This is a genomic window from Halomonas sp. GFAJ-1, from assembly GCF_000236625.2.
GTDB lineage: Bacteria > Pseudomonadota > Gammaproteobacteria > Pseudomonadales > Halomonadaceae > Vreelandella.
Map to the genome: position 1 here is coordinate 42,396 of NZ_AHBC01000055.1, position 18,785 is coordinate 61,180.

Consider the following 18,785-nt stretch of genomic DNA (forward strand, 5'->3'; position numbering starts at 1 on the left):
TTAAAGATGCGTCAACCACGCCAGAGCGTCACAACAAATCCAAGGAGATGTTTATGTCGGAGTTTAATCAGCCCCTAGGTGGCAACACCATGCCACGCTTTGCAGGCCCCGCCACTATGATGCGCCTGCCTACCCAAGCCACTGCCGAGGGCTTAGACGCTGCGTTTATTGGCATCCCCATGGATATCGGCACTTCCAACCGCCCGGGTACACGCCTTGGCCCGCGTCAGATTCGCGATGAGTCGCGTATGTTGCGCCCCTACAATATGGCAACCCGCGCCGCGCCGTTTGAAAGCTTACAAGTGGCGGATATCGGTGACGTACCTATCAATACCTTCCACCTGCCGAAAAGCGTCGACATCATCACCGCCTTCTACGATGACGTGCTTAAGCACAACTGCATTCCGCTAACGCTGGGCGGTGAACATACGCTGACGCTGCCGATTCTGCGAGCCATGGCCAAAAAGCACGGCCCGGTGGGGCTGATTCATATTGATGCCCACGCCGATGTTAACGAGCACATGTTCGGCGAGCCGATTGCCCACGGCACGCCATTTCGTCGCGCTCAAGAAGAGGGCTTGTTAGCCCACGGTAAAGTAGTGCAAATCGGTCTGCGCGGCACTGGCTATGCCGCTGAAGATTTTGACTGGTGCCGCGATCAAGGCTTTCGCGTCGTGCCCGCCGAGGAGTGCTGGTACCGCTCGCTAGCGCCGTTGATGCAAGAAGTGCGTGAACAGATGGGCGATATTCCGGTGTATATCAGTTTTGATATTGACGGCTTAGACCCCTCTGTTGCCCCCGGTACCGGCACTGTTGAAATGGGTGGCCTGACGTCTGCTCAAGGATTGGAGATTGTGCGTGGTGCCGCTGGCCTCAATATCGTTGGCTGTGATCTGGTAGAAGTGTCACCTCCCTATGACCCCAGCGGTAACACCGCCTTGATGGGCGCCACGCTGCTGTATGAAATGCTTTGCGTACTGCCGGGCGTTAAGCGTAGCGATTAATGCCAACCGAATAGCTAACTCATAAATAGCTAACAAATAAAAAAAGCGCCGACCTAACAACGCCGCCAGCCCACCTCCAATAATCACTTCCAATGGGTGACCCCTATGTCGTATAGCAATGATAAAGCGGAGCAGCCGTCCCCTCCGGCACCGATACCCCGCGCGCATTTACTGAAGTTTCTGATTCCTTCATTGATTGGGGTGCTGCTGTTTCTAATCCCCTTTCAAGTGGGTGACTCCATTAATATTGGTATGGGCCTGATGGCCGATGGCCTGCAAACCCTGCTGGGCTCGGCGCTGCCTGCCATTGCCGTGGTGATACTCTGCTTGTCCGTCGTGGTAACGCTGTACGCCAAAATCGCCCAGCCTGCCTGGATAAAAAGTGGCCCCTTTCACGATATGTTTGATGTAGGGCCTATTTGGGTGGTGATGCGCGTACTAGGCGCCATTTTTGTCCTGATGACCTATTTCCAGTTTGGGCCAGAGTTCGTCACTGCTTCCTTTACCGGTGGCGTGATGCTCAACGATTTGGCGCCGGTGCTGCTGACGTTCTTCTTCTTTGCGGCGGTGCTGCTGCCGTTTTTGGTTGAGTTCGGCTTTATGGAGTTTATCGGCACCATGGTGCGTAAACCGTTTAGGGTGATTTTTAATCTGCCTGGGCGTAGTGCTATCGATGCCACAGCTTCGTGGATGGGCTCGGGTACCGTAGGTGTTTTGATTACGGCTCAGCAGTACGAGCAAGGCTATTACAATGGCCGCGAAGCGTCGGTGATTGCCACCAACTTTTCGGTTGCCTCTATCGCTTTCAGCCTGTTGGTGATCAACTTTGTCGGTATTAACCACCTCTTTGTGCAGTTCTACTTTACGGTGGTGGTGTCCGGGCTGATCGCCGCGGTCATCGTGTCACGAATTCCGCCGCTGTCGCGCAAAACCAACGACTACTATGAGCCGGTCGGCTGTCAGTTAAGCGAAGAGCGTCACGACAATGTAGGCCTGTTCCGCTACAGCCTTTTGCAAGCTACCCGCCGGGCAGGCAGTGCGCCGGGGCCACGGGAGCTAGCCCGCCTAGCGCTACTCAATGTCATTGATATCTTCCTCACGCTGCTGCCGCTGGTCTTTGCAATCGGCACTGTTGCGCTGATTTTGGCCGAATTTACGCCGCTGTTTACTTGGCTCTCTTACCCGATGGTGCCTGTGCTGGAGCTGCTGCGTATTCCTGAAGCTCAGGCGGCGGCCCCTGCTACGCTGGTAGGGTTTGCCGATATGTTCTTACCGGCGGTATTGGCGACCAACATCGAAAGCGAGCTGACCCGCTTCGTGATTGCTTGTCTTTCCATGACGCAGTTGGTGTATATGTCGGAAATTGGCGCGCTGCTGCTCAAGTCGAAAATTCCCATTAAGTTCTGGGAACTGGCGGTCGTTTTCCTACTGCGGACTGCCATTACGCTGCCGATCATTGCCTTTATGGCCCATACGTTTTTCTTCTAAGGGGCCTGCAATGAACGCTAATGCAAAGAACTCTGATGCAACGAACGCTGATGCAAAGAAAAATCGTGCAACCATGACCTGTGCTGAGCTACTGATTCGCTTGCTGCGCGATACTTACGGGGTGCGTACCCTGTTCGGCATCCCCGGCGTGCACACGGTGGAGCTGTATCGCGGCTTGGAAGGCAGCGATGTAAGGCATATCACCCCGCGCCATGAGCAAGGAGCGGGGTTTATGGCCGACGGTTATGCCCGCGCCAGCGGCCAGCCTGGGGTGTGCCTGATTATCACCGGGCCGGGGATGACCAATATTGCCACCGCCATGGGCCAAGCCCTGGCGGACTCTATCCCCATGCTGGTGATCTCCAGCGTGAACCGCCGTGACACCCTGGGCTTAGGCCAGGGGCGGCTGCATGAGCTGCCCAGCCAGCAGCAGATGATCAGCGGTGTGGCGCGGTTTAGCCACACGCTGCTGGATGCCAATACGCTACCTGACGTGCTGGCCCGCGCCTTTGCTATCTTCAATGGCGCGCGTCCAGGCCCGGTGCATATCGAAATTCCTATCGACCTGTTCAATGCACCAGTCCATCTGCCGACTAGCTGGCACGCGCCCACGTTATATCGGGCAACGCCTGATCCAGATGGGCTCGCTGAAGCCGCTCGCTTGTTACACGCAGCGAAGCAGCCTTTAGTGCTGTTAGGCGGTGGCTGTGTTTCAGCGCCAGCGGCAGCGCGGGCATTGATAGACAAACTCGATGCTCCGACGGTCACCACCATTAATGCCAAAGGGCTGCTAGGCCGCGACCATCCGCTGGACTTGGGCGCGAATGCGGCGCTGCCCGCGGTACGTGAACTGGCGGCCAACGCCGATGTGATTCTGGCCATAGGCACCGAGCTAGGTGAAACCGATTACGACGTAGTGTTTGATGGTGGCTTTCACCTCAACGGCACGCTGATTCGTATTGATCTCGATCCTGAGCAGTTGGTGCGCAACCAGCGTACAACGCTTGGCTTAGTGGGCGATGCTGGGCGTAGCCTGGAACTGTTGCTAGCTCACTTCCCTGACCCATTGAAGCGGAACGGCGTTGAGCGAACCGCTGCAGCTTTGAGCGCTTTGAATCTGGCAAACGATCCTGCCTTTAGCGACTTTGTGCCGCTTTATAAAACCCTGGCTGATTATTTGCCTGAGGCGATTTTGGTGGGCGATTCCACCGCTCCGGTATATGCCGGTAACCACTTGGTTAGCCAGCCAGCACCAAGGCGCTACTTCAATGCATCTACCGGCTACGGCACCTTGGGTTATGGGTTGCCGGCGGCGCTGGGAGCACAGTTGGCGCAGCCGGATCTGCCGGTGGTGGCACTGGTGGGTGATGGCGGCGTGATGTTTACGCTTTCGGAAATGGCAACGGCCGTAGAAGAGCGCCTGCCCGTGGTGATTGTGCTATGGCACAACGCTGGTTACGAAGAGATTCGTCGCTATATGGATGCCAACGGCGTGGCCCGCTTGGGTGTGGATATTCAAGCGCCCAACTTCCTCACCCTGGCCGAAGGCTTTGGTTGCCCCGGCGTACGGGTAGAAAGCTCCGCTGAACTTGCCAAGGCGCTCGCCAACCGCGAAACCAACGGGCCGTTAATGATCGAAATTGACGCCGCGGCCTGGCAAAAAAGCCTGCTAAAACCAGGAGATAATAATGAAGAATAATAGCGTGTTGGGCCAAGACACCCTCTCAGCGGATAGCGTTGAGCACAGCCTTGGACTACCGGGAACCTTTGCCCTGTGGCTGGGGGCTAATGTGGTGGTTACTACCATTCTTACCGGCATGTTTTTGGTGCCCGACCTAACTTTTCAGCATGCCATGCTGCTGATTGTCCTGGGTTCAGCGATCGGCATTATTCCTTTGGTGTTAATCGGTGTAATGGGGCAGCAAACTGGCATGACGACCATGGTGCTGGCGAGGGGCACGTTTGGCCGCAAAGGCGCTAATTTCCCCGCCTGGGTTAATTTGCTAGCGCTCATTGCGTGGAGCTGGATTCAAGCGCTTTTAGCAGGCATGAGCCTGGATTACGCGGTTGAAAGTCTCACCGGTTACTCCAATGTGGCGCTGTTTACGGTGCTGTGTGAGTCGCTGGTCGTATTGATCGCCTTACGCGGTCATTTAGGCATCGAGAAGGTAGAGAAAATAGCGGCGGTTCTGATGGTAGGGCTGTCGGCCGTAGTGCTTTTTGCGCTGAGTCGTCACTATGATTTACCCAGCATTACTCAGATTCCTCCTGAAGGCGTGCTAGGCGGTGGCGTGGTGTTCGACATTGTGGTGGCGACCGCTTTTTCTTGGATACCATTAGCCGCGGATTACAACCGTCACTGCCGCTCGCTGAAAGCTGCCGTTGTGGGTACGTGGGGCGGTTACGTTACTGCCACATTAATTGCGATGGGGTTGGGGGCCACGGTGTCGGCACTCTCAATTACGGTGGGTATGGAGCAAACCTATGACCCTACTGCACTGCTCAGCGGATTTGGTTTCGGCCTGCCCGCCGCCTTGGTGATTTTCTTTTCGGTACTGACGACCAACGTCATGTGTGTCTACAGCGCAACGCTTTCATTTATGAGCGTGCGGCCTAAAGTACCGTTTTGGAAACCGGCATTAATCATTGGCGTGGTATCTGTAGTAGGCGCGCTGATCCCCGGTATTCTTGACCAGTTCCAGACCTTTCTATTAATTATTGGCAGCGTGTTTATTCCGGCCTTTTCCCTGATGATCGTGGATTACTACCTGCTGGGTCGCCAGCGCTATACCTCGGCACAGTTAATCCAGGATGAAAATAGCCTACCCGCCTTCAACTGGCTGGCGCTCGGCAGCTACGCAGTCGGGGCGTTACTGGCTTACTACTGGAACTGGGTCGCACCGCTGGACTTTGGCGCGTCGCTGCCGGTTTTCGTGATTACGGGGGCGCTCTATTTTGTAGTTAGTAAGGTTGCTTTCGCGAAGCGGGTAGCCGTATGAGCCTTCAGCGCATCAATGAACAGCAGTGGTACCGTACCGTCCCCAAGGCGGACGGTATCACCCTGATTGACGAACCGTGGATCAAACCGTTTTATCGCTGCAATATCTGGCATGTGCAGGGCAGCAAGCGGGGCATGGTCGTGGATTTTGGGCTGGGGGCCGTGCCGCTGCGTCAACACGTGGCGCTGCTTAGCGAGCGTGATCTTTTGGCGGTAGCGAGCCATACGCACTTTGATCATATCGGCGCCGCCCACGAGTTTGGCTGCTGTCATGTACATGCCGACGAGGCAGAGATTCTTGCCTCACCCGACAACGCGCGCACCCTGGCAGAGCAGTTTCTTAGCGATGAGATGTTTGAGGCGCTACCCGCAAAGCCATACTCCCACGCGGGCTACCGCATTACGGCGCCGCAAATGGTATGCCCGCTAGAGGATGGCGAGATACTGGATTTAGGCAATCGTCAGTGGGAGGTGATTCACACGCCGGGGCACTCCCCTGGGGGGTATCGCCTTGTGGGAAGCCGCAACCCAAACGCTGATTTCGGGCGATCTGATTTACGATGGCCCGTTAATCGAAGACCTCTGGCACAGCGATCTTACCGACTACGCTGCCAGCATGCGCAGGCTGCGTAAGCTGCCCGTTCGCACCGTGCACGGCGGCCATTTCCCTAGCTTTAGCGGCCAGCACCTAACCCAACTTATCGATGATTGGCTTCGCCAACACGATCTTTAAAGGAGCCACGGCAATGCCCATAACCTCCCAGACCGATTACCCTTCGGTGGTTGACCACCAATTCATCAACAATCAGTGGGTGCCCTCGGCGGGCACCCGCCTGCTTGACGTGATGAACCCCTATCGCGAAGTGCGGATTGCTCAGGTAACCGCCGGGGATGCGGCGGATGTCGACGCCGCGGTAAAAGCGGCTCAGCAGGCGCAGCCCGCTTGGCAGGCGCTGGGCGGTGCTGCACGTGCAGCGTATCTCGATGGATTCGCTGATGCGCTGGAGGCCCGCCGAGACTCAATTATCACGCTTTCAGCGACCAACAACGGTAAGCCGCTCGCAGAAGCGGAGATCGATCTCGACGACGCGATTGCCTGCTATCGTTACTACGCCGGGCAGGCCAAAGCGCTAGATGCCCGCCAGGGCGAGTTAGTCAGCGTAGACATGGAGGGCGTTGAGGCGCGCACGTATCACGACCCCGTTGGCGTCGTGGGGCTGATCGCGCCGTGGAATTTCCCGCTGGTGACCAGCGCCTGGAAGCTGGCGCCTGCGTTGGCGGCCGGCTGTACCGCGGTGCTCAAACCGTCGGAAGTGACGCCGCTCCCCGAGCGGGTGCTGGCAAAGATAGCCTTGGAAATTGGCCTGCCCGCAGGTGTGCTCAACCTGCTGAATGGCGACGGTGAGGGCATTGGTGCGCCGCTGACCAACCATCTTGGCGTGGATAAAATTTCCTTCACGGGCAGTAACCGCGTTGGCGAAGCGGTCATGCAAGCCGCCGCCGCTCGCACCGCCAGCGTCTCTCTAGAGCTAGGTGGAAAGTCTCCGATCCTAGTGATGGAAGATGCCGACCCAGACCAGGCCGCTGACTGGGTAATGGCGGGTATTTACTTCAATGCTGGGCAAATTTGCTCTGCGACCTCACGGTTATTGGTGCATGAAGACGTAGCAGAAGCACTCTATACCGCCCTTGCCGAGCGGATGGATGCGCTAACGCTAGGCGACCCACTTGCTGAAGGCACCGACTTAGGGCCTTTGACCAGCGCCAAGCAGCGTGATGCCGTGCAGCGCTATTTGGATATTGCTGAACAGGAGGGGCTTTCAGTCGTGCGCGACGGCAAACACCGCACGCTACCCGCTCAAGGCTACTTCCTCGCGCCCACGCTTTACCGTGACGTGCCGGTCGAGAGCCGTTTATGGCAGGAAGAAATTTTTGGCCCGGTGCTCTGCGGTCGCAGCGTGGCAAGCGAAGCCGAGGCTATCCAGCTTGCCAACGACAGTGCCTATGGTTTGGCGGCAACGGTAATTAGCGGTGACCCTGAGCGGGCAAAGCGTATTGGCCGCCAGCTTAAGGCAGGCAGCATTTGGTATAACAGTGAGCAGCTAGTGCTACCCGAAACCGGCTGGGGTGGCTTCAAGCGCAGCGGCATTGGTCGTGAGCTTGGCCCCTGGGGGCTAAGTGCTTACCTGGAAGTGAAGCATATCGTAGGGCCTGCATAAGGCGAACGCGTCAAATCAGTGGGCTTTATCCTCCTTTAGAGGTTGAGATAAAGCCTGTTTCAATCTCTAAGACGTTGCGGGGCAACGTCTTAGATCTCGATTTTGGTGGGGCATGGGCTTGGCGGGTTCACGTTAAGCACGCTTCTTAGATGATGCCCGCTTGGCGCAGTTTGGCGCGGGTTTCGTGATCAATGCCCAGCTCATCCAGCACGTCGTCGGTATGCTGACCAAGCGTTGGGCCGCCGTCGCCAATTCGCCCAGGGGTAGCGCTAAGCTTTGGCAACACGCCGGGTACTTTGAGCGTTTTGCCGTTGGGGCGGGTAAAAGTTTGAATCATCTCCCGCGCTAGGTAATGGGGGTCAACGGCAATATCTTCGGCGGTATACGGATAGCCTACTGGCACACGGGCACCGTCCAGCGCCTCTAAGATGGCCTCCCGAGGGCGCTCTTCAGTCCAGGCCTGAATAGCGGCATCAATCATCTCGGCGTGCTGGCTGCGCCCATCGTTATGGGCCAGTGCTGGGTCGCAGCCGAGATCATCCCGGCCAATGACACTCATCAAGCGTTTGAAGATGCTATCGCCGTTACCGGCAATCAGCACGTAATCGCCGCCCTGACAGCGGTAAGCGTTGGAAGGGGTAATGCCGGGCAGGGCGCTGCCGCTGGGTTCGCGAACCTGGCCGCCGGCATCGAACTCCGGCAGCAGGCTCTCCATCATCGCAAACACCGATTCATACAGCGCCACGTCGATCTCTTGACCCAGGCCACTGCGGTTGCGCTCCTGGAGTGCCAGTAGGGTGCCGATGACCGCGTAGAGGGCAGAAAGGGAATCGCCAATGCTTACGCCCACGCGTACCGAAGGCTCCCCCGGTTGGCCTGTGAGGTAACGCAGCCCTCCCATGGCTTCGCCAATGACACCAAAGCCGGGCTTGTCGCGGTACGGTCCTGTCTGCCCGTAGCCGGATATATGCGCCATGATCAGCCGGGGGTTGAGTTTTGAGAGCGCTTCATAACCCAGTCCCCAGTTCTCAAGCGTGCCGGGGCGGAAATTTTCAACTACCACATCGGCCTCGGTGGCAAGCTGGCGTACCAGACGTTGGCCCTCTTCACTGCGTAAATCCAGGGCCACCGAGCGCTTGTTGCGGGTCTGGACGTGCCACCACAGCGAGGTGCCGTCTTCAATTATTCGCCACTTGCGAAGTGGGTCGCCGGTACCGGGCGGCTCAATCTTAATCACATCGGCACCGAATTCACCCAGCAGTTTGGTGGCGAAAGGCCCGGCAATCAGTTGGCCGAGCTCAAGCACTTTTAAGCCCTGTAGCGGAAGCTGGCGCGCTTCGGAAACATTCATGAAGGCCTCTCTCTGTGCGACTAATGATGATGCTGAAACGGGTGGCTTGGCTGCCAAAACGATGGGGTATTGAGAAGAGAGAAATAGGTTTACTTCGCCCCATCATATAATCTGAGCCAGGGGCGAAGCATATTACGGGTGGAGATTACCCATCAGCATTAATGCGCTCAATAATGCCAGTGAGTGCACTTTCAGCTTGGTCGTTATCTATTTGGCAGGTTCCCGCATTTAAGTGCCCGCCGCCGCCGTAGCTAAGGCATAGCTCACCAATATTCGTGTGGCTTGAGCGGTTGAGTATCGATTTACCAATCGCCAGCACGGTGTTCTGCTGCTTAAGCCCCCACATAACATGAATAGAGACATTGCACTCGGGGTATAGGGCATAAATTACAAAGCGATTGGTGGCGTAAATCGTCTCTTCGTTACGCAGGTCTAGCACCACTAAATTGCCATGTACGGTGGCGCAGCGCTGAATCTGTTCTTTCGCTAATTGTTCGTGCTCACGGTAGAGCGCTGTGCGTTCTTGAACATCATCAAGGGCGAGAATCTCGTCGATGGTATGTTCACGGCAGTAGTCAATCAGCTTCATCATCAATTGATAGTTGGAAATGCGGAAGTCGCGGAAGCGACCCAGGCCCGTGCGCGCATCCATGATGAAATTAAGCAGTACCCAGCTCTGAGGGTTTAAAATTTCCTCTTTGTTAAACTGAGCTGAGTCGCCTTTATCAACGGCTTCCATCATATCGTCCCATCGGGCGGGAAAGGCGTCATGGCCGCCGTAATACTCCCAGACCACACGAGCAGCGGATGGCGCATCGGCGTTAATGATGTGGTTGTCTGCCCGCTCCACATTACGCACGGTCTCGCTTAAATGGTGGTCGAAGGCCAAGTGGCAGCCGGGTACATAGGGCAGGTTGGTTGTGATGTCGTTGGCATCGATATCAATCTTGCCATCCTGCATATCTTTTGGATGCACGAAGGTGATTTCATCAATAAGGCGTAGGTGCTTGAGCAGTGCACCGCATACCAACCCATCAAAATCGCTGCGGGTAACTAAACGAAACGTGGAGGCTTGTTGCGTAGGCATGGTTTTTCTCATGACGATGAAGGTCAACAAAAGATACCAGTAGTCACTAAGGGTTAAAACAAACCATCCAGGCTTATCGTCGCTTGCTCCAACGGTTTAGCCAACGTACAGCGGAGTATCTTGGCATGGGCACCTAGGCCCCATGTGTCATTAGTAAACAATTAAAAGCGCCTTAAACATTAACTAGGCGCAGAGTTGGCACAGTGTTTTTGTTTTTAAACTATTGATTTTTATAATTTATATTTTTTATTGGCACTTTTGGGTATGGCCTGTGCAATGACTTGGGTAAGAGCGAAATGTCAGGAAGGCATGACGCTTTTACCAAGAAGCCATATGAGGAGGCATGATGATGAAGAAGGATTCTTTAAAGAAACTCGGCATCCTAGGTGTATCTTTCGGCCTGATGGCCAGCCCATTAGCTTTCGCTGGAATGGAAGGCAATGACGAGTACGAGCCGACTCCGCAAGAAGAGACCATGCAGGACGATCAAGGCTCTTTCAACTCTTACGACACTGAGCATGAGCACGACGCGACTACTGAGTTTGAAGAGGAAGAGCAAGAATTTACGTATGAAGAGGACGATGAGCAGGATCAGTGGGAAACTGAGGAAGAAGATGATACCGCTTGGTAATCTCTAACCTGCTAAAGGATTAATCGCTTCAACGTCTCATGGATGAGATAAAAAATGCCCCGCCAGCTGCGGGGCATTTTTGGTGCGCGCGTTACCTACCCTCTGTGTGCTGTAAATATTATCGATAGCAGGTTTTAAAGCTCATCCCATTTTCCATCCAGGCATAGCGATAGCAGATATCGCTAATTAACCCATATTACGGGTATAGTCCTCCTCCTTATTTATTAGCTGCGGTTAGCGCAGTGTTTTATAGGTCGTACAGAAAAAGAGAAGAGAGCCATGGAGCAGGAACAAACACCGCGCTGGTGGGCGGTGGTCGCCGTGATGACCGGTATTTTTCTATTGGTGACTGCAGAACAACTGCCGATTGGTTTGCTTTCTCAAGTCTCTTATTCAATGGGGGTTACGCCGGGCATGGCGGGGTTGATGGTGACGGTGCCTGGCGTGGTTGCTGCGTTTTCAGCGCCTTTACTACCCGTCGCTGTAGGGCGCTTAGATCGACGCATCATGCTCACGGTACTCATGGTTGTCATGGTGGTGGGGAGTTTACTCTCGGCGTTTGCGAGCAGTTTTGGTCAGCTGTTGGCCGCCCGTGTGCTGGTGGGACTAAGCATTGGTGGCTTTTGGGCCGTTGCAGGCGGTATCGCACCACGCTTAGTGCCTGAAGCTCAGGTGCCTAAAGCGATGACAATGATTTTTGGTGGCGTTGCGGCGGCATCGGTGCTCGGCGTGCCATTAGGCACGCTGCTGGGGGACTACAGCAACTGGCGTGTGGCCTTTGGAGCGTTAGGGGGCTTTAGTTTATTAACGGCTATTGCGCTATGGTGCTGGCTGCCGCCACTACCACCGCGCGAGCCGGTGCGCCTGCGGGTGCTTGCTCAGCAGTTTAGCAATCGCGGCGTGCGCGTGGCGGTCTTAACCACGGGTTTTGTGGTGGTTGGGCACTTCGCGGCTTACACTTTTATCAGCCCGATTCTGCAAGAAATCAGTGGGATTTCTCAACGCCATGTGGGCAGCCTACTGCTGCTTTATGGAGCAGCGGGCATCATGGGTAATATAGCGGCGGGTATGTTTGCTGGGCGTCACCCTTATCGCGCCGTGCTGGTTATTCCTAGCCTGTTGCTAATTGTCGTAGCCGCTTTTCCACTGTTAGGCGGGCAGCCGAGCAGCGGTGTGATGCTATTGATGGTGTGGGGAGCGGTATTTGGCAGCGTCTCGGTCAGTATTCAGACGTGGATTATACGTACAGCGCCAAACACCGAGGCGGCCACTGCGCTAATGGCGTTTACGTTTAATATGTCGATTGGCCTGGGGGCCATGTTGGGTGGGCAAGTGATGGATAGCACTAGCTTACCCATTGCCATGTGGATAGCGTCTGGCTTGTTCTTAGTCGGCGCATTACTGGTGCTGAGGACACCCAGCACGGTGGTAGGCGTAAAAGCTCGCTGAAATGGCCGTGCTGTTTTACACGAATAAACATTAAAAAAGCCCTGGTCGTTTGAAATGACGAGGGCTTTTTCATAATTGCGAAGAGGGTTTAAGCCGGTAGGTGATGCCTAGGCGTTAAGGGCGTTCAATCGCCAGCGCAACGCCTTGCCCGCCGCCAATACACAATGTCGCGAGGCCTTTTTTGGCGTCACGCGCGATCATCTCATGCAGCAGAGTAACCAGCACACGGCAACCGGAGGCGCCGATCGGGTGGCCCAGGGCAATCGCGCCGCCGTTGACGTTGACCTTGGACGTATCCCAGCCAAGCTCTTTGTTTACCGACAGTGCTTGGGCGGCAAAGGCTTCGTTGGCTTCAACTAGATCCAGGTCGTCCAGGCTCCAGCCCGCTTTTTCCAAGCAGCGGCGGGTGGCCGGTGCGGGGCCAATGCCCATAATCGCGGGGTCAACGCCAGCGTTCGCGTAGGCAGCAATGCGCGCTAGTGGCTCAAGGCCAAGTTCTTTGGCTTTTTCTGCGGAGCAAAGCATGACGACGGCTGCGCCATCATTGAGTGATGAAGCGTTACCCGCGGTCACGGTACCGTCTTTTTTAAACGCTGGGCGCATGCCGCCAAGCTTTTCAGCCGATACTTCGCGTGGGTTTTCGTCGGTATCAAACACCACCGGATCGCCTTTGCGCTGTGGAATTTCCACCGGCACGATTTGCCCTTTGAACTTGCCCTCTTTGATGGCGGCAGCTGCTTTCTGCTGAGATGCAGCAGCGAACTCGTCCATGGCTTCGCGGGTGATGCTGTATTTCTCAGCCAGGTTCTCAGCGGTAATGCCCATGTGGTAGTTATTGAAAGCGTCCCACAGGCCGTCGTGAACCATGGTGTCGATCGCTTTCCAATCACCCATTCGCTGGCCGTTACGGGAATTAGGCAACACGTGGGGCGATGCGGACATATTCTCCTGGCCGCCGGCCAAAATGAGCTCGGCATCGCCACAGCGGATCGCCTGGGTGGCTAGGTGAAGCGCTTTCAAACCGGAGCCGCAGACTTTATTAATCGTCATGGCGGGAACAGATTCAGGCAGGCCTGCTTTAATCACCGCTTGCCGTGCCGGGTTTTGGCCAACACCTGCGGTAAGTACTTGGCCCAGCAATACTTCGTCAACTTGATCCGGAGAAACGCCGGTGGAGGCGAGAATATCTTTGATCACTAAGGCGCCCAAGTCGCTCGCGGGAATACCTGCGAGGGACCCACCGAAAGCGCCTACGGCGGTGCGGCGTGCCGCAACAATGACTACTTCTTGCATAAAATGACTCCTGGAGTAAATAACAGACACTCTGAAACCAGTTGCCTGATAGGCGTACTCTGCTAGCCGTATCTCTCAGCCGTATCTTCAGCATAGGGGAAGGTTGTGCGTTGCGGCAATACGCAATTTTGGGTAAATAAAAACGGGCCGATCAACGGCCCGTTAATAAGTGCGCTTACTCAGTGATTCTGTTTAAGCTAACTGCACAGGAATGGCGTTGCTGGTATGGCTAACGTGATTGCCTTCTTGCAGATACACCAGTGCGGGCTGGTGGTTGTCCAGCTCAGCGTCGGAGTAGTGAGCATAGCTGCAAATAATAATACGATGCCCTGGGGCCGCTAAGTGCGCAGCCGCGCCGTTAATGGAAATTAGCCGGGAGCCCTCTTCACCGCGAATAGCGTAGGTAGTGAAGCGCTCACCGTTTTCTACGTTATAAATTTGAATCTGTTCGTTTTCGCGAATCCCCGCCATATCGAGAAGGTCGCCATCGATAGCGCAGGAGCCTTCGTAGTTGAGTACCGCGTGAGTAACGCGAGCCATATGCAGCTTGGCTTTGAGCATAATGGTATGCATGGTAACTCCTAAATAGTGAAGCTAGCCTAGCGGCTAGCGTCAGTAGTCGTGCTTGGCAGCTGCACGCTGAGGTTGTCGATAAGCCGGGCAGGGCCTAGCTTCGCGGCAGCTAGCATTACCGCTTGGCGCGTGGTGGCGGTTACTGGGCCAAGGGTGGTATCGCGCAGCTCAAGGTAATCGGGCGTAAAGCCGGCATCATACAGGGTCGTTTTGCCCTGTTGTAGTACCTGTTCGATGGATTCGCCGCGTTCCAGCGCGTCCCTAAGTGTACAGAGAGTGCGATAGAGCATCGGAGCCGTGGTGCGCTCTTGCTCGTTTAGGTATCCATTCCGCGAAGAGAGCGCCAAGCCGTCCTCGGCACGCACAATAGGCACGCCGATAATCTCAATGGGCATATGCAGGTCGCTCACCAGCTTACGAATCACTGCTAGCTGCTGGTAATCCTTCTCGCCAAAGCAGGCAACGTCTGGCTGTACGAGGTTAAACAGCATGCTGACGACGGTAGATACGCCGTCGAAATGCCCAGGTCGTGAGCCACCGCACAGGCCTTCGCCGACCTCTGGTACGTGTACTTTGGTTTGAGCCGTCAAGCCGTTTGGGTAGAGCGCGCTAACCGTCGGGGCGAACAACATATCGCAGCCTGCATCGCTCAACTTTGCGTGATCTGCCTCAAACGTGCGTGGGTATGCATCAAGGTCTTCACCGGGACCAAACTGCATGGGGTTCACAAACAGGCTGGCGACTACGATGTCGGCAATTTGGCGGGCCCGCGCGACGAGCGCCAGGTGGCCTTCATGCAGGTTGCCCATGGTGGGCACCAGTGCAATGCGCTGGCCGTCTAAGCGGTGCTCGCCTAGAGCGCTACGTAGTTCGTTGATGTCTCGTAAAGTACGCATAAGAGAAGTTTCGTCGTTCACAGGCTACAAAAGTGAAAACACCGCTTAAAAACAGTGTTCCGGTGCTGGGAAGGCGCGAGTTTTGACCGCTTCATGGTAGTCCTGAAAAGCGTTCTGAATGCTATCTGCGTCGACCATAAAGTTTTTCACAAAGCGTGGTGTGCGACCGTGGGTAACGCCAAGGACATCGTGCATTACCAGAATTTGCCCATCGGTATCGGGGCCTGCACCAATGCCAATGACCGGTACGTCCAGGGCCTCGGTAACCGCTTTGCCTAAGCTTGCCGGGACGCACTCAAGCAGAATTACCGAGGCACCTGCTTCAACCAGCACTTTGGCATCGTTGATAATTTGCTCAGCCTGGGCGGCTTCGCGGCCCTGCACTTTATACCCGCCCATTTGATAGACCGTTTGCGGCGTTAAGCCGAGGTGCGCGCAAACCGGCACGCCGCGACGAGTGAGTTCGCGGATGCCTTCAGCCATCCATGCCTCGCCTTCTACTTTGACCAGCTCGGCGCCCGCGCGCATCAAGGCAGCCGCATCTTCCAGCAGGCGTTCAGTAGTGGCATTGCTCATAAACGGCAAATCAACCATGAGCAGGCTGTGCCCTTTGCCACGCGCCGCACAGCGGGTGTGGTAGCAGATATCGTCGATGGTTACGGGGAGGGTGCTGCTGTGCCCTTGCAAGACCATGCCTAGGGAGTCGCCCACTAGTAAGACATCAATGCCTGCATCGCTGGCAGCATGGGCAAAGGAGGCATCGTAAGCGGTCAGGCAGCTGAACGTTTCGCCGGCGCGTTTGTACGCCTGCAGAGTGCTCAGGGTGACGGTTTTCATGGCGTGCTCTCGTTTTCTACGTGGGGCCGATACATCACTAAGGAAGCCGACCGTTATTAACGCTGCATCCTTGCATGCGTGAAGTGGCGTAACCGGTAATTGTTACCTGAATGGGGGCGTGGTGTCGAGATTTGTGTCAGCTGGTAGCAGTGACGGTGACACTTTTGGGGGCTTCAGCGTTAGATATGCGTTTTATAGCAGAGTGATCTAATTGAGTAAGCCATTTATCCAGCGTCTGCTGGTGCAGCATCAGCGGTTGTTCGGCAGCAGCGGTGGATACTTCCGCTAAAGGTACTAGAACAAAGGCACGTTCGTGCATATGCGGATGGGGTACCCGCAGTCGTGGGCGCTCAATCGTCTGCTGCCCGTAGAGTAGTAGGTCTAAATCCAGCGTGCGGGGCCCCCAGTGACGTAAGCGCTGGCGGCGATGGCGCTGTTCTAACGCTTGAAGCTGGTCTAGCATCGCCAGGGGGGAAAGCGCTGTTTTGATAACCGCCACGGCATTAATAAAATCAGGCTGGTCTTGCGGCCCTAATGGGGGCGTTGCATAGAGCGATGACTGGGCCACTAGCGAGCTGAGAGGCAGGCCACCGAGTTCGTCAAGGGCTTGGCGTACCTGCGCGACCGGGTTTTCCAGGTTGCTGCCTAAGCCGATATAAGCAAGCGCCATCGGGATGCTCACGGGTCAGTTTTGCGTGGCTTGCGGCGTTTTTTACGGCGGCGGTCACCTTGGCTTGCCGGGTCGCTGCCAACTTTTTGCAGCAGCCGGCGCTGTTCGTGTTCATCACCATGCTGGAACGCGGTCCACCAGTCGCCCAAGCCACGCGGTATTTCGCCCGCCTGTTCACGCAGTAATAGCAAATCATAAGCGGCACGGAAGCGCGGGTGCTCGCGGGTCTGAAAAGCGCGTTTGCCACGGCGCATGGGCAGGCGTGCCTGTAGTTCCCAAATCTCACGCATCGGCATCCCAAAGCGCTTGGGAATTGAGATGTGTTGAAGCTGACGAGAGACCACTTCTTGGGAGGCAGTTTGCAGCGCAGGAATGGCAGGCATGCCTTCGCGCTCAAGCTCTGCCTGGCGATGTGCCACCGGTGCCCACAAAAATGCGGCGAGCAGGAAGGCCGGCGTAACTGGACGGTCTTCCGCAATGCGCTTATCGGTATTGGTAAGTGCTTGTTCAATGAGTTCTTCGGCCCAGGCCGCGTCCGCCATGGCTTCTTCCGCTTCAGGGAAGAGCATGCCAAACAGGTTGTAATGGCTGAGTAGGCGGAAGGTGACTAACCCATGCCCCGACATAAACAGTTTCAGCACCTCATCAAACAGACGGGCAGGCGGAATCTGTAGCAGCAGTGGCGCTAGGTCAAACATCGGCTCTTCGGTCGCCGGGTCGATGGTGAAATCTAGCTTGGCAGCGAAACGCACGGCTCTTAGCATGCGCACGGGGTCTTCTCGGTAGCGTGTTGCCGGGTCGCCAATCAGACGCAGGGTGCGTGATTTAATATCCTGGGCGCCATTGGCGAAATCATGAATAGTGAAGTCGGCAATGTTGTAGTACAGCGCATTGACGGTGAAGTCGCGGCGTAGGGCGTCCTCTTCAATATTGCCCCACACGTTATCACGCAGCAGTAGGCCCGCATCGGACTGCTGGGCGATATGGTCGCCGTGCTCGTCCTGGGGCTTGCCACGGAAGGTGGTGACCTCAATCACCTCACGGCCAAACCGCACGTGCACAATGCGAAAGCGTCGACCAATCATGCGTGAGTTACGGAACAGGTCGCGCACTTGTTCTGGCGTAGCGTTCGTCGCGACGTCAAAATCTTTAGGCATTTTGCCTAGCAGTGCATCGCGAATGCAGCCACCTACCAAGAAAGCATCGAATCCGGCGCTGTTAAGGCGATGTAGAACTTTTAAAGCGGCATCGCTGATCTGCTGACGAGAAACAGGGTGCTCGGAGCGCGGGATAATGCGGGGGCTGAGAGGCTCAACGGCGCTCTCTGGGGAATCGAGCAGGGATTTCAATTGCTCTCCCGGGCTATGTAAGAAACGGGTAAATCCTTTGAACATGCGGCGATATCGACTCGCAGGGTATAGAAAAAGTGGCTGTACAATTAGCAGTAAGTTGCTGAGTGTAGCCGACCCCTTAAGGCTTGCAAAGCGTCTATGGTGGGTTTGGTAGATGCTAAGGCCTATAAACGCAGAAAGGGGAAGCTAAGCAAGCCTCCCCTATAAAGCAGACAATCAGCGTCCATGCTGCTGTTTTTCTTCATGATGGCACATCGCCCTGAATACGCACCGCAGTCGGTAGGCGTAAGAACCAGTCTGATTCCGACCGCCTCGTATTCAAAACAATAATCCAACCGCGAACTTTGTCTACCCGGCTTATTGTTGTTGGCTCCGGGGTGTACACACGACCTGCTGTTATTTTTGTTTGGTTGCAGGTAACTCGTTGTACGTCGCGTCCATTTGGGCACTTGCTGGCGTTGTTATTGTTATTCGCTGCGCTTGTTCTATCTATCTTTTGCTTAGCGCAAGCAAGTTGTGAGACACAAGCCTGTTGTTTTTGTTAGTGCTGTTATCTCTACCTGGCCCTGTTGTTTTTGTTTTGGCTCAGGTCGGGGCGGTGTCATGTTGTTTTTGTTAGCGACTTACCGCGCTGCCCAGTTTGTTTTTCTTACCCAGTAATAGTGCACTCACCGTGCCACTCATTGGATATGTCATACATTTCATAAACTTGGCGTTTTAGCGTGATGCCAGGGAACTAATAGCAACAGAAAGTGTTACCCCGCTTGCGAGGTTTTTTAACGGTGGTTGTGTGGGAAGGTAACAGTCGTGAGGTAACGATTTTTGGATGTTTCTTATTAAAATCAGTGTATTAGACATTGGTCGTAGGCGCAGGCATTGATGCCGCTGTGAGCACTGCCTAACTAGGTCGGCGGGCGGTTTTCTTGCGTGGAATGCC

Annotated in this window: 17 protein-coding genes; 9 read left to right on the forward strand and 8 right to left on the reverse strand. The window is 55.5% G+C overall.

All coding sequences use genetic code 11. From position 1 onward, the window contains the following. Positions 1-53: 53 nt before the first annotated feature. The 7 genes from speB to MOY_RS15070 all read left to right on the forward strand — a co-directional run bounded on the left by speB (position 54) and on the right by MOY_RS15070 (position 7,709). Positions 54-1,004, forward strand: a complete 951-nt coding sequence (gene speB, locus MOY_RS15045) for an agmatinase (protein ID WP_009101397.1) — start codon at positions 54-56, stop codon at positions 1,002-1,004. Positions 1,005-1,109: 105 nt separating this feature from the next. Next, positions 1,110-2,492 carry a YjiH family protein gene (locus MOY_RS15050; protein WP_009101398.1) on the forward strand — a complete coding sequence of 461 codons (1,383 nt, stop codon included), beginning with the start codon at positions 1,110-1,112 and terminating at the stop codon, positions 2,490-2,492. Positions 2,493-2,502: 10 nt separating this feature from the next. Then, positions 2,503-4,191: a 5-guanidino-2-oxopentanoate decarboxylase gene (locus MOY_RS15055; protein WP_009101400.1), complete on the forward strand. Its 1,689-nt coding sequence runs from the start codon at positions 2,503-2,505 to the stop codon at positions 4,189-4,191. Further along, on the forward strand, positions 4,181-5,491 hold the full coding sequence (locus MOY_RS15060; protein WP_009101402.1) for a purine-cytosine permease family protein: 1,311 nt from the start codon (positions 4,181-4,183) through the stop codon (positions 5,489-5,491). The genes MOY_RS15055 and MOY_RS15060 overlap by 11 nt, the downstream gene beginning before the upstream one ends. Then, complete coding sequence (locus MOY_RS15065) at positions 5,488-6,123, forward strand: MBL fold metallo-hydrolase (protein ID WP_009101405.1); 636 nt, start codon at positions 5,488-5,490, stop codon at positions 6,121-6,123. The genes MOY_RS15060 and MOY_RS15065 overlap by 4 nt, the downstream gene beginning before the upstream one ends. Continuing rightward, positions 6,044-6,223, forward strand: a complete 180-nt coding sequence (locus tag MOY_RS17685) for a hypothetical protein (RefSeq protein ID WP_250645364.1) — start codon at positions 6,044-6,046, stop codon at positions 6,221-6,223. Before MOY_RS15065 ends, MOY_RS17685 begins: the two co-directional genes overlap by 80 nt. A gap of 13 nt (positions 6,224-6,236) precedes the next feature. Next, complete coding sequence (locus tag MOY_RS15070; protein WP_009101410.1) at positions 6,237-7,709, forward strand: aldehyde dehydrogenase family protein; 1,473 nt, start codon at positions 6,237-6,239, stop codon at positions 7,707-7,709. Between the two features lie 145 nt (positions 7,710-7,854). Here the strand turns inward: MOY_RS15070 and MOY_RS15075 are convergent, their stop codons facing one another. Together MOY_RS15075 and MOY_RS15080 are read right to left on the reverse strand one after the other, a co-directional pair. Then, positions 7,855-9,060 (reverse strand): CaiB/BaiF CoA transferase family protein, encoded by a 1,206-nt coding sequence (locus MOY_RS15075; protein WP_009101414.1) that lies wholly within the window; start codon positions 9,058-9,060, stop codon positions 7,855-7,857. Positions 9,061-9,205: 145 nt separating this feature from the next. Beyond that, complete coding sequence (locus MOY_RS15080) at positions 9,206-10,147, reverse strand: exopolyphosphatase (RefSeq protein WP_009101416.1); 942 nt, start codon at positions 10,145-10,147, stop codon at positions 9,206-9,208. Positions 10,148-10,493: 346 nt separating this feature from the next. On the opposite strand from MOY_RS15080, the gene MOY_RS15085 reads away from it, so the two are divergent. Both MOY_RS15085 and MOY_RS15090 read left to right on the forward strand, forming a co-directional pair. After that, positions 10,494-10,778 carry a hypothetical protein gene (locus tag MOY_RS15085; protein ID WP_443134867.1) on the forward strand — a complete coding sequence of 95 codons (285 nt, stop codon included), beginning with the start codon at positions 10,494-10,496 and terminating at the stop codon, positions 10,776-10,778. Between the two features lie 279 nt (positions 10,779-11,057). After that, positions 11,058-12,227, forward strand: coding sequence for an MFS transporter (locus MOY_RS15090; protein WP_009101419.1), 1,170 nt, complete (start codon positions 11,058-11,060; stop codon positions 12,225-12,227). Between the two features lie 114 nt (positions 12,228-12,341). Here MOY_RS15090 and MOY_RS15095 read toward each other — a convergent pair whose 3' ends face one another. From MOY_RS15095 to pcnB, 6 genes are all read right to left on the reverse strand, one after another. After that, positions 12,342-13,520 (reverse strand): acetyl-CoA C-acetyltransferase, encoded by a 1,179-nt coding sequence (locus tag MOY_RS15095; RefSeq protein ID WP_009101422.1) that lies wholly within the window; start codon positions 13,518-13,520, stop codon positions 12,342-12,344. A gap of 192 nt (positions 13,521-13,712) precedes the next feature. Then, entirely contained in the window at positions 13,713-14,093 is a 381-nt protein-coding gene (gene panD / locus MOY_RS15100; protein ID WP_009101425.1) for an aspartate 1-decarboxylase, read from the reverse strand. 26 nt (positions 14,094-14,119) lie between these two features. Further along, positions 14,120-14,989 carry a pantoate--beta-alanine ligase gene (gene panC, locus MOY_RS15105; RefSeq protein WP_009101427.1) on the reverse strand — a complete coding sequence of 290 codons (870 nt, stop codon included), beginning with the start codon at positions 14,987-14,989 and terminating at the stop codon, positions 14,120-14,122. 45 nt (positions 14,990-15,034) lie between these two features. Continuing rightward, a complete protein-coding gene (panB, locus tag MOY_RS15110) occupies positions 15,035-15,826 on the reverse strand; it encodes a 3-methyl-2-oxobutanoate hydroxymethyltransferase (protein ID WP_009101428.1) in 792 nt (263 codons plus the stop codon). Positions 15,827-15,962: 136 nt separating this feature from the next. Next, a complete protein-coding gene (folK, locus tag MOY_RS15115) occupies positions 15,963-16,496 on the reverse strand; it encodes a 2-amino-4-hydroxy-6-hydroxymethyldihydropteridine diphosphokinase (protein WP_009101429.1) in 534 nt (177 codons plus the stop codon). A gap of 8 nt (positions 16,497-16,504) precedes the next feature. After that, positions 16,505-17,890, reverse strand: a complete 1,386-nt coding sequence (gene pcnB / locus MOY_RS15120; RefSeq protein ID WP_035540871.1) for a polynucleotide adenylyltransferase PcnB — start codon at positions 17,888-17,890, stop codon at positions 16,505-16,507. Positions 17,891-18,785: the final 895 nt, after the last annotated feature.

Coding starts and splice junctions, on each gene's coding strand:
- panD (WP_009101425.1), bottom strand. CDS start 14,093: ATGCATACCATTATGCTCAAAGCCAAGCTGCATATGGCTCGCGTTACT.
- MOY_RS15085 (WP_443134867.1), top strand. CDS start 10,494: ATGATGAAGAAGGATTCTTTAAAGAAACTCGGCATCCTAGGTGTATCT.
- MOY_RS15095 (WP_009101422.1), bottom strand. CDS start 13,520: ATGCAAGAAGTAGTCATTGTTGCGGCACGCCGCACCGCCGTAGGCGCT.
- MOY_RS15080 (WP_009101416.1), bottom strand. CDS start 10,147: ATGCCTACGCAACAAGCCTCCACGTTTCGTTTAGTTACCCGCAGCGAT.
- MOY_RS15075 (WP_009101414.1), bottom strand. CDS start 9,060: ATGAATGTTTCCGAAGCGCGCCAGCTTCCGCTACAGGGCTTAAAAGTG.
- panC (WP_009101427.1), bottom strand. CDS start 14,989: ATGCGTACTTTACGAGACATCAACGAACTACGTAGCGCTCTAGGCGAG.
- speB (WP_009101397.1), top strand. CDS start 54: ATGTCGGAGTTTAATCAGCCCCTAGGTGGCAACACCATGCCACGCTTT.
- folK (WP_009101429.1), bottom strand. CDS start 16,496: ATGGCGCTTGCTTATATCGGCTTAGGCAGCAACCTGGAAAACCCGGTC.
- pcnB (WP_035540871.1), bottom strand. CDS start 17,890: ATGTTCAAAGGATTTACCCGTTTCTTACATAGCCCGGGAGAGCAATTG.
- MOY_RS15050 (WP_009101398.1), top strand. CDS start 1,110: ATGTCGTATAGCAATGATAAAGCGGAGCAGCCGTCCCCTCCGGCACCG.
- MOY_RS15055 (WP_009101400.1), top strand. CDS start 2,503: ATGAACGCTAATGCAAAGAACTCTGATGCAACGAACGCTGATGCAAAG.
- MOY_RS15090 (WP_009101419.1), top strand. CDS start 11,058: ATGGAGCAGGAACAAACACCGCGCTGGTGGGCGGTGGTCGCCGTGATG.
- MOY_RS15065 (WP_009101405.1), top strand. CDS start 5,488: ATGAGCCTTCAGCGCATCAATGAACAGCAGTGGTACCGTACCGTCCCC.
- MOY_RS15070 (WP_009101410.1), top strand. CDS start 6,237: ATGCCCATAACCTCCCAGACCGATTACCCTTCGGTGGTTGACCACCAA.
- panB (WP_009101428.1), bottom strand. CDS start 15,826: ATGAAAACCGTCACCCTGAGCACTCTGCAGGCGTACAAACGCGCCGGC.
- MOY_RS15060 (WP_009101402.1), top strand. CDS start 4,181: ATGAAGAATAATAGCGTGTTGGGCCAAGACACCCTCTCAGCGGATAGC.